Annotated in this window: 7 protein-coding genes; 2 read left to right on the top strand and 5 right to left on the bottom strand. The window is 73.2% G+C overall.

Features of this window, described 5'->3' with window-relative positions; translation table 11 throughout:
- Both ACN6LM_RS16700 and ACN6LM_RS16695 read right to left on the bottom strand, forming a co-directional pair.
- On the bottom strand, positions 1–2383 hold a 2383-nt coding region (locus ACN6LM_RS16700), incomplete at its 3' end, for an AMP-binding protein (RefSeq protein WP_445066148.1).
- 267 nt (positions 2384–2650) lie between these two features.
- Positions 2651–4006 (bottom strand): helix-turn-helix domain-containing protein, encoded by a 1356-nt coding sequence (locus ACN6LM_RS16695; RefSeq protein WP_445066147.1) that lies wholly within the window; start codon positions 4004–4006, stop codon positions 2651–2653.
- A gap of 313 nt (positions 4007–4319) precedes the next feature.
- On the opposite strand from ACN6LM_RS16695, the gene ACN6LM_RS16690 reads away from it, so the two are divergent.
- On the top strand, positions 4320–4514 hold the full coding sequence (locus tag ACN6LM_RS16690) for a hypothetical protein (RefSeq protein ID WP_445066146.1): 195 nt from the start codon (positions 4320–4322) through the stop codon (positions 4512–4514).
- A gap of 73 nt (positions 4515–4587) precedes the next feature.
- Here ACN6LM_RS16690 and ACN6LM_RS16685 read toward each other — a convergent pair whose 3' ends face one another.
- On the bottom strand, positions 4588–7770 hold the full coding sequence (locus tag ACN6LM_RS16685; protein WP_445066145.1) for an AfsR/SARP family transcriptional regulator: 3183 nt from the start codon (positions 7768–7770) through the stop codon (positions 4588–4590).
- 179 nt (positions 7771–7949) lie between these two features.
- Between ACN6LM_RS16685 and ACN6LM_RS16680 the strand changes: the two genes are divergently transcribed.
- Positions 7950–8387: a nuclear transport factor 2 family protein gene (locus ACN6LM_RS16680; protein ID WP_445066144.1), complete on the top strand. Its 438-nt coding sequence runs from the start codon at positions 7950–7952 to the stop codon at positions 8385–8387.
- On the opposite strand, the gene ACN6LM_RS16675 is transcribed toward ACN6LM_RS16680, so the two are convergent.
- Both ACN6LM_RS16675 and ACN6LM_RS16670 read right to left on the bottom strand, forming a co-directional pair.
- On the bottom strand, positions 8330–9331 hold the full coding sequence (locus tag ACN6LM_RS16675; RefSeq protein ID WP_445066143.1) for an AraC-like ligand-binding domain-containing protein: 1002 nt from the start codon (positions 9329–9331) through the stop codon (positions 8330–8332). The two genes, ACN6LM_RS16680 and ACN6LM_RS16675, sit on opposite strands and share 58 nt — an antisense overlap.
- Before the next feature lie 116 nt (positions 9332–9447).
- Positions 9448–10677, bottom strand: coding sequence for a metallophosphoesterase (locus tag ACN6LM_RS16670; RefSeq protein ID WP_445066142.1), 1230 nt, complete (start codon positions 10675–10677; stop codon positions 9448–9450).
- Positions 10678–10724: the final 47 nt, after the last annotated feature.

Below are 10724 nucleotides of genomic sequence, written 5' to 3'. Positions count from 1 at the left end.
GTGGGGTGCCGATGGGGATGGCGGTGTGCGGGGCGTCGGTGGGCTCGATGGTGTGGGTGGTGGCGTAGATCATCGCCTCCGCCGGCCCGTACCCGTTGACCACCTCGATACCCGGCCGGATGGTCTGCAGCCTGTGCACGTGTGTCGGGGACGCCGCCTCGCCCACCGTGTACGCGGTCGTGACCGAGTCGAAGGTTTCAGGGTGTTCGTCGGTGAGGTAGTTGAAGAGGCTGGCCGACAGCAGCAGGGTCGTGACGTGGTGCTTGGTGGCCAGTTCCGCGATGAGCGCCGGCTCCGGTTTCTGCCCGGGTTGCAGGACGACCCGTGCGCCGTGGAGCAGTGGCCCCCAGAATTCGAGGCTGAAGGCGTCCCAGGAGATGGGGGAGGACTGGAGGTATATCTCCTCCGGGCTCGTGGGGAGATAGGTCTGCCCGACCAGGGTGGAGACGAGGTTGCGGTGCGAGGAGACGATGCCCTTGGGCCGTCCTGTGGAGCCGGAGGTGAACATCACGCACGCGAGGTCGTCACCCCGGATCGGGACACCCAGGTTGGTCGCGTTGTGGCCGGTCACGTCGTCCGGGCCCTCCACACACGTCATCCACGCGCCCTGAAGGCGGTCCGCGAGTCCTGCCCGTGTGACCAGGTGGCTGATCGCGGCCTCGTCCGCCGCCGACCGCAGCCGCTCGTCCGGGAAGTCGGGGTCGAGCAGTACGTGTCCGGCGCCGGTCTTGAGTACGGCGATGAGGGCGGTGGCGAAGGTGGCGTCGCGTTCCAGGAGGATGCCGGCGAGGTCGCCCCGGCCGAGACCGCGCCCGCGCAGCTCGCGCGCCCAGCGGTTGGCGGCCGCGTTCAACTCCGCGTACGTGATCCGCTCGTCGCCGTCGATCAGCGCGACCGCGTTCGGGACCCGTGCCACCTGCTCCTCGAAGCGCTGCACGAGTGACACGTCGTCCCGGCCGGACACCTCTCCGGCCCACGCTCCGAGCAGCAACTCCCGCTCACCAGCCGACAGCACGTCCAACTCCGCGACGCTCCGAGCGCCCGGTTCCACAGCCTCCGCGTCCGTCTTCGTGGCAGCGGTCAGGAAGGCGACGAACCGGTCCTGGTGGGCCGCGACGGCCTCGGGATCGACGCCTTCCACCGGTGTGTCGAAGTCGATCCGGAGACCGTCCGCCGCGCCCAGGTCGTACACGGCGACACTGAGGTCGTCCACCGGGCCGTTGCTCACGTTGTGGTTGACCGTGGGGTTGCCGCACACCGTGAGGTCCGCGTTGAACCCCATGATGTTGAGCGCAGGACCCGTCAGTCGCCGCCCCCCGGTGAGCGCGCCGGCGTCCCGTCGCAAGTCCTCGTACCGGGTCAGCTGGTGGCGCAGACCGTGCTTGACCTCGGCGGACACCGCCCGCACCAGGGCGCCCAGCGTCTCGCCGGCGTCCACCCGGAGCCGTAGCGGCACGACGTTGGACGCCATGCCCGGGGTGCTGCGCGCGGTCTTCGTGGTGCGGCCCGCCACCGGCAGCGCCAGCATCAGCTCGTCCTGCGCGGTGACCCGGTGCAGGTACACCGTGAACAGCGCGACCACCAGGACGGGCCAGGAGACCCGCTCGGCCCGTGCGACGGTGCGCAACCGGTCCGCCTCCGCCGCCGGCACCAGTACCGTGCGCCGGGCGAAGGGCAGCGCATCCCTGGACGGGGTCGCCCGGCCCGTGCCCCGGACGAGACCGGGCGCCGCATCCGGCGCACCGCTCAAGTGCTCGCGCCACGCGACCCGTTCGGCGTCGGCCGCGTCGGAGGACCGGAAGGCGGCGTCCTCCGCGTGCAGGTCGGCCAGCCGGCCGAACGGCGATTCGCCCCACGGCTCACCGTCGACCGCCCGCTCGTACAGCTCGACCAGCCGGTGCAGCAGCATCGACACGCTCGCGCCGTCCACGAGCAGGTGGTGGAAGGTGTACATGTAGAAGGAGCGGTCCTCGGCGAGCTTGATCAGCGCGCAACGGACCGGGGACTCCCGGGTCAGATCGAAGGGCGCCCCGACCGCCGCGTCCACCAGCCCCCAGGCCGCGCTCTCCGGGTCGGCCTCGCCGCTCACATCGGTGTACGCGAGCGTCCGGTCGCCCGGGTCGGCGTCGATCAGCTGCCACACCTGCTCGCCGTCGTCCTCGAAGCAGCGGGTGCGCATGACGTCCGCCTCCTCCACGAGGCGGCGCCAGGCGGCAGCCATCAACGCCGGGTCGACCGGGCCCAGGATGTCCCGGCACTCGGCGACGTTGTACTTCAGACCGGTGGAGTCCAGGGTGTGCGCCGTCCAGATGTCACGCTGGGCCTCCGAGAGCGGCAACCGGAAGGCGGCCGGAGCGGGTGCGACGGTGGCGTCGGACGGCATGAGGTCTCCTGTGGGTCGCGGCGGGAGGGGCGGGGCAGTGCCATACAACCGCCGGGGCCGGATGCCGAGCGGCAGTTGTTCCGGCGGTAGGGCCAGCAGTTCGGCGGTGCGGCGGCAGTCGAACGGCAGGCGAGCCCCCCCCCGCACACCGCACCGCACCGGAGCACCGGGCAACACCCGCACACCGCACCGCACCGGAGCACCGCGCAGCACCCGCGCACCGCGCAGCACCCGCCGCCCGCACCGGCCCGCCGCGTGCGGCAGCCGTCACACCGCAGCCGTCGCCCCCGCTGCCGCCCGCACCACGCACAGCACCCGGAACGCCGAGCGCCCCCCGTCCGCGCTGGTCCGGATCATGCCGCCGACCAGCAGTTCGCGGATCAGCCGGCCGCACTCCGGCAACGGGCGGCCGGTGAGCCGCACGACGTCCTGGAGCAGGAACTCCCCGTCGCCCACCTCGCCCAACTCACCGATGAGCGACCGGTACGGGGCGGGCAGCATGGCGAGGGCGCGGCTCACCCGTACCTGGAGGCGGGAGCCGTCCGGGCCGCCGGCCAGGTGGTCGAGGAGCGGGGCCGGGTCGGAGTCCACGATGTTCCGCAGGGTGGACAGGTCGCACACGGTGAGCCAGGAAGCGGCGGCACCGAGCGCCGCGGGGTGGCCGTCGAGGCGGTGGCAGATCCAGGCCACGTCCGCGCGTGCCTGCTCATCGGGCACGATGTCCGGCCGGACGCGGCGGAGCTGGCTGAGGAAGAACCGTACGGCGGGCGCGTCCGGGTGCCCGGCCGCCGGGTCCGGCGCCTCCAACGGGGAGAGCAGGAACAGGCGTTCACCGGGTACGTTCCAGGGCCGGTCACCGGTGATCAGCAGCCGCAGACCCGGGAACGTGCGCAGGAGCCTGCGCAGGCGGCCGAAGTCCAGGCCGGCGGTGTCGACACCGTCGAGGACGAGCACGGCGGCGCCGCGTACGGAAGGGCTCCCGTCGTCATCGAGGGCGGCCGGCGCGTCCGCCAGTTCGGGCAGCACATCCTCGGGCACACCGCCGCCCCGCAGGAACCGGGCGCAGTCGTCGGCGAGCCGGGGCAACGGGTCTTCGTCGGCGCGCAGGCAGTCGGCCGCGGCGCCGTCACCGTCGTGCCACAGCACCGGCAGCCCGGCGTCGTGCAGTCGGGCAGCCGCTTCCAGGGCGAGCCGGGTCTTGCCCACACCGCTCAACCCGACGACCGTCACAAGTCGTTCGGTGCCGGACCGCAGCTCCTCCACGAGGACACCGGTCTCCGCGTCGCGCCCGACCAGCGGGTACAGCGGCACGGGCGGTGCGGCCCGCTCCATGGACAGGCGCCGGGTGCCACCGTCCGCCCGGGACCCGCGCCGGGCCGAAGCCTCCAGCGCGGCACGGGCCCGGGGGCCGAGTCTGAGCGCGTCGGCGATGAGCCGCACCGTATCCGTCCTGGGCCGCTGGGCCTTCCCCTTCTCCAGGTCCCGGATGGCCCGCACGCTGATGGTGGACAGGTCCGCCAACTCCCTCTGGGTCAGGCCGATACGGAGCCGGTGTCCGCGTATCAGGGAACCGAGCGGGGCGGTGGTGGCCGGGGTGGCCTGCGGGGGGTGGCTGAGCGTCATGGAAGGACTCCTGCTCGTCGGGGAATGAGCGCCCGGGAAGCGGCTGGGGGCCGGGGCGCCGGAGGGACGGCTGTCGTGCCTTGCTGCTGCCGGAATCCTCCGCACGCGCCCTATCCGGGAGGCATCGCGCGGCCAACGCCGTCAGGGGCCGCCCCGGCCCTCCGGGATAGCCGGCCGGGCTGCCGCGCGGCCGGGCGATAGGGGGCGCCGGACCGTGATAGCGGGGGGATAGGGGCGGGGGCGGTGCCGTGAATCCGCCCGTTCCTAATTTGGTGTCCAGAAGGAAACGGAACACCGACGAAGGGACAGTCCGATGAACAAGAACACCACCGCCCGCAACGCTCTCCGCGCCGCCTTCGCCACCGTCGCGGTCGTGATCGTCACCGGCATCGGCATCCAGGCCGGCTGGGCCGACGACACGTCCGGCACCGGCACCCAGCCGACCGGCACCAGCAGCACTCCCACCCCGGGCGCCACCGGCTCCACCGACAACAACCCCTGGGACTGACCCCGCCGGGCCCCCCTGCGCCCCGCCCGCTGCCCGCGAGGCCCAGCCGGCGCCGATCAGTCGCCCGCAGGACTCAGCTCGCGCCCAACAGCCGCCGTGACTCCGCCAGTTCACGCTTCATGCCCCGGCTGGTGAAGACCTCCACCGCGGGGGCCAGCAGCTCCCGGGAACGCCCCGGCTCCTCCTCGCCCAGCAGCCGCGCCAGATCCAGGCGGGCCAGAGCGCCACCGCCGAAATCCATGATGTGCTCCCGGGCCGCGACGGCCCGGTCGAAGAAGTACCTTGCCCGGTCGGGCCGCCCCATCAGCACGAACGCCTGACCGAGGTCCCGCAGCAGATGCCCCTCGCCGATCACGTCACCGGAATCCCGGCACAGCTCCAGGACCTCCGTGAACGTCAGCACCGCGAGGTCCAGCTCACTCCGCTCCAGCAGTAGTTGGCCCACCCGGCGCAGGGTCCGCGCCCTGCCGCCCAGGTAGCCGACCCCGTCGTATATCTCCAGGGCCTCGTCCAACTGCGCCTGTGCCGCGTCCGTCTCGCCCCGGCGCATCCGGATGTGGGCGCTCTGCGTCAGCACGATCGCCCGGCCCACCACGTCACCGGCCCGGTCGAAATCGGCCAGGGACCGCTCGTAGAGCCCGAGAGCGGTGTCGTCCTCACCGTTCGTCCGCGCGATCAGCGCCATGTCGCGGCGGCACAGCGCCTCGCCCTGCGGTTCGTCCAGCGCCTGGAAGACGTCGAGCGCCGAACTCAGCGCCTGGCGTGCCATGTCGAACTCGTTGCGGCTCAAGTACAGCGAACCCAGCGAGGCCCGAACGGCGGCGGTACCCCGCAGATTGCCGGCCTTGCGCACGGCGGCCAGCGCCCGTACGTGGGTCTGCTCCCACAAGTCGTAGTGGCCCCGCACCTCGAACAGCGTCACCAGGGTCGTCGCCAGATTCCAGCTGACGTCGTGCAGGCCCTCGTCGGCTGCGTGCTCCACCATCCCGCACAGGGCTCCCTGCTCCGCGTCGAACCAGGCCAGCGGATCCGCGAGCAGGTCGCTCGTGCACGACGGGGGAGGCGCCCAGCGCGGGGCGTCGCCGTGCAGCACGGTGAAGTCACCGCCGTACACCTTGCGGTGGGCTTCCTGCGCCAGATACATCCAGCCGCCCGCCATCCGGACGAGAGCGTCCCGGCGCAGCTCCGGCGCGTCCTGCGCGGCCAGCTGCTCGCGCGCGTAGACGCGGATGATCTCGTGGAACTGGTACCGGTAGCCGCCGGTCCGCTCCACCCCGACCACATCCAGCATCTGCATGTCGACCAGCGGTTCCAGCAGGTCCGACGGCACGGGGCGGTCGTCCTCCAGCAGCGCGCCCGCCAGCCAGCCCGGCAGCGTCGGAGTACGGGCCATGGAGAGCAGCCGCAGCAGACCCCGGTCCTCGGGCGCCAGACCGTTGTACGTCAGCGACAGGCTGGCGCGCATCGTCATCTCGCCGTGAGCCAGCTCGTCCAGCCGGTGCCGCTCGTTGGCCAGGCGGTGCACCATCGACGCGAGCGTCCAGTGCGGGCGGGCGGCGAGCCGGGCGGCGACGATCCGGAGCGCCAACGGCAGCCGGCCCACCGTACGCACCAGAGCCTCGGCCGACGCGGTCTCGCCCTCGACCCGCTCCTCCCCGATGATCCGGGACAGCAGCTTCAGCGCCCGCTCCTCGTCCAGGACGTCCAGCTCCACCCGGTGCGCGCCCGGCAGGGCGGTCAGCCGGGCCCGGCTGGTGACCAGGACCGCGCAGTCCGGGCTCCCCGGCAGCAGCGGCTGCACCTGGCTCTCCGAGGCGGCGTCGTCCAGGACCACCAGGAGGCGGCGGGACGCGAGCCGGGTGCGGTACATCTCCGCCCGCTCGTCCAGCGCGTCAGGGATCAGCTGGCCCGGGATGCCCAGCGCCCGCAGGAAGCGGCCCAGCACCTCCGCGGTGGTGGCCGGGGTGCCGGTGCCGCGCAGATCGCAGTACAACTGGCCGTCCGGGAACCCGGTCTCCGCGAGCCGGTGTGCGAGATGCACGGCGAGCGTCGACTTGCCGGTGCCCGGCTTCCCGGTGATCACGGCCAGACCGACCGCCTTGCGCTCCCGGCCCCCGGTCAGCGCCTTCTCCAGCGCGGCGAGCTGCGCCTCGTCGGCCACGAAGTCCGGGGTCGCGGCGGGCAGCTGCTGCGGCCGGACGTCGTGCGGCTGCGGTTCGGCGGGGGCGGCGGGGGAGTCCTGGCCGGCTCGGGGTGCCGGGCGCGCGTCCGGGGCGCCGGAGGGGTTGCCGGGCCCGGTACGGCCTGGGCCGGTACGAGCGGTGGCGTCGCTGATGGCGTCGGTGCCGGGCACGGCGCGCCCGCTGCCGTCGGACGGCTGACGGGGTGCGGCGGTCTCGGCGGGACCCGCGCCCGACGCGGCCCCGTCGCCCCTCGACCGGGGTGTCTGCACCCTTGCCGGCGGAGGCAGTTCACCGGCGAGGATCGCCGCCTCCAGCCGGCGCAGCTCCCGGCCCGGTTCGAGCCCCAGCTCCTGGTCGAGGATCCGGCGCCCGTCCCGGAACGCCTCCAGCGCCTCCGCCTGCCGGCCGGACCAGTAGAGGGCGCACATCAGCTGGCCCCGCAGCCGTTCCCGCAACGGGTTCTCGTGCGTGAGGAGTTGCAGCTCACCGACCAGCCGGTCGTGCCGGCCGAGCTCCAGCTCCAACTGCATCCGCAGTTCGACGGCGCTCAGCCGCTCCTCGTCGAGCCGACGCGCCTTGTTGGCGAGCGGGGTGCTGTCCAAACCGGTCAGGGAGTGCCCCTGCCACAGCGCCACCGCGGACTTCAGGAGCGCCACCGCCTTCTCGGACTCACCCTCGTCGCGCTGTCGCCTGGCCATCGCGACCAGTCCGGTGAAGAGCAGTGAATCCACGTCCCCGGTGTCCACGTGCAGGACGTATCCCGGCGGGCGGGTCGATATCGACACCGTGCTGTCCGCGCCCGCCAGGAGCTTCCGCAGCCGGGACACGCATATCTGCACCTGGGTGCGCGCGGTCTCCGGCGGGTTGTCCTCCCAGATGAGGTCCACCAGATAGTTCGTGCTGACCACCCGGTTTGCTTCGAGCAGTAAGGCGGCGAGGATGACCTCCTGCCGCCCGGGCGGCACCCGCAGCGGACCGTCCTTGCCGCGCACCTGGAGCGGCCCCAGCAACTGGAAGGGTGGTCTCGCCGTGCCGGGGGCATCCTGGACCGTGTGCGTCGTACCCTCGGCCACCGAGACCCCCAGCTCGTGCGCGTTGATACTCCGGGACCAACGTCCCCACAGTTTTCACAATCCTCACGCATATGTCCATCCTGCGTGCCCAGCGTGACCGGTCAGCGAATAGCGGCGCGATAGGCGGGGGTTGGCGCGGCCCGGAAGAGTGCCGGGCGAAGGAGAAAGGAGGCGTCCACATGCACACCGACGCCTGGACGAGCAGCGCCCCGTACACCGGGGGCGACCTGGTCACCGCCGCGGGGACCGACCACGTCCGTCTCGTCTACGAATACCTCGACGCCGGCGACCTCGACGCGTGCGCCTCCCTGCTGCACGACGACGTCACCCTGGACCTGCCCGGCGCCCCTACGGCCCACGGCCGGACCGCGTTCCTGCACGCCCACCGCCACCACCTCGGGGCCCCGGCCCGCCACGAGATCGACCACGTCGTCGCGCACGCCCGGAACGTGGTGGCCGCAGGGCGCCGCTTCGGCCCGGGCGCCGACGACCCGTGTGTGCGCTTCGTGGACTTCTTCCGCATCGCCGAGGACGGCATGGTGGAGTCCTGCGTCCGCTACTACCACGCGCTGCCCCGACCGGCTCCCTCCGCCGAGCGCAGGGCGTCGGCGCGGTAGTCGCGCGGTGCCATCCCGTACGCCGCGCGGAAGGCCCGGCTGAACACGGTCGCGTCGGTGAAGCCCCACCGGGCGGCGACGGCCTGGATGGGCTGCCGGCGCAGCTCGGGGCGGGCCAGGTCCGTGCGGCAGCCGTCGAGCCGGCGGCGGCGGATCATCGCGGCAACGCTCTCGGGCTGGTCACGGAAGAGGGCGTGCAGGCTGCGCAGCGACAGGTGGTGGCGGGCGGCGATGAGAGCGGGCGACAGTCCGGGGTCCCCGATGTGACGGTCGACGAAGGCGCTGACCCGCCGCAGCAGGACGTGCGCCCGCAGCTCGGCGGGCGCCTCCACGGGGAAGGAGCCGATCCGGTCGGCCAGGCAGGACGCGGCCATGTCCACCGCCATCTCGCCGAGCACACCGAGCTGCTGGGGTGTGCAGCCGGCCCCCGTGGCGGCGAGGTTCGTCAGGAAGCCGGCCAGGATCGCGCCCATCCCCGCGTCGCCCGGGACACTCCGCGCGAGGACCCGGTCCACCCGCTGCGACGGCAACGGCATCCGGGCCTTCGGTATCTGGAGGACGAGCACCTCGACCTCGCGCCCGTCCGTCCCCGACCCCGACTCGTACGGACGCGAGGTGTCCCACAACGCCATGCCGCCGACGCCCAGTTCGGCCTCGCCGCCCTGCTGAGCGAACCAGGCCGAACCACGGGTCACCAGCGCCAGCTGGTACTGCTCCGGATCGCCTCTCCGGATCAGCGCCGGGGTCCTGCGCGACCGCAGCGGCCCGTAGCTGAACCGCGCCAGCTGTACGGTGCCGAGACTGAGCATCCCGCCCCGCGCGTCGAAGCCGACCGGGTCCGCGGCGCGGAACTCCGTGGGCAGCAGGACGTCGGACACCACCTGCTCGAACCATTCGAACCGGTTGTCCGGCGCCATCTCGGCCGCCGCCATCTCCTGCCACACCGTCGGACACACCCCCGTCACGCCTGCTCGGCCGCCGGAGGACGTCGGTCTCCGGCCGGGTGCAGTCTGCTGGACCGGCCGAGATCGCGACAAGCGGCGCCACGGCCGACCGCAGGTCAGGAAGCGGTGGTTCCGGCCGGTCCCTCCGGGGAGCGCAGCACCAGCAGGGTGATCTCACTGGGCGCGAAGACGCGGAACGGCGGGCCCCAGAATCCGGTGCCCCGGCTGGTGTACAGCTGCGTGCGGTCGCCGTGGCTGCTCAGCCCTGCGACGGCCGGCTGGTCGAGGCGGACCAGGTAGTGGAAGGGCCAGATCTGCCCGCCGTGGGTGTGGCCCGACAGCTGGAGGTCGACGCCGCCCTCGGCGGCCCGGTCGATGAACTTCGGCTGGTGGGCCAGGAGCAGGACCGGCAGATCAGGATCGGCGCCGTCCAGTGCCCCGGCGAGGTGCGCGCGGTGACCGGCCAGGCCCGAGGACTCGGCGGTGACGTCGTCCACACCGGCGACCACGAGGGTGTCGCCGCCGCGTTCGAGCAGCACATGGCGGTTGCGCAGCGGCTGCCAGCCCAGCTCGTCCATCAGGTCCACCCAGCCCTGGGCTTCGCTGTAGTACTCGTGGTTCCCGGTGACGTAGACGCGGGCGTGGGCGGCGCGCACCGTGCCGAGCGGCGCGGCCTGGGCGCGGCGGCGGTCGGCGGTGCCGTCCGCGATGTCACCGGTGTGGCAGACCAGGTCCGCCTCCAGCGCGTCGACCTCCGCGCACACCCGCTCCGACCAGCGGACCCGGTCCAGCGGCCCGTAGTGCGTGTCGGTGATGAGGACGACCCGCGTGCCGTCCAGGCCGGGCCCGAGGCGCGGCAGCCGCACCTCGACCCGGCGCACCCTCGGCACCCGGCGCGCCTCGGCGTAACCCCAGCCGAGCAGGAGGGCGGCGGCCGCGAGCACCGACCAGGTGACGATCCTGGCCCGGTCCTGCCCGTCGCCGGCCCCGGCCGCGGTCAGGGCGAGCCGCAGCAGGACGCCGAGCAGCACGGACCAGGTGAACAGCACCCAGATGGATCCGAGCAGGCTGTCCCCGGTGATCGCCGCCCGGTCCTGCTGCCGTCTGCCGTGCCCCCGCACCATCGCGACCGGCATGGTGACGAGGCCGAGTCCGAAGAGACAGGTGCCGCCCGCGGTGACGGGCAGCGGCCAGTGCTGCCCGGCGTACAGCAGCACCCAGCACGGCACGGCCCACAGCAGGACCGGGGCGATCAGGGGGAGGTAACGCATCAGGCGCCGCACCCGGTTCGGCGGCACCGCTGCCGCCTCACCGTCCGCGGACCGGGCCTCGCTGGTGTCGGTCACGTTTCCCCTCCTCGGGCGGCCGGAATGCCGCCGGGCACTGTACCCGG

It is taken from the genome of Streptomyces sp. SAS_281, from assembly GCF_052542855.1.
This window is presented reverse-complemented; position numbering and strand designations above follow the sequence as displayed.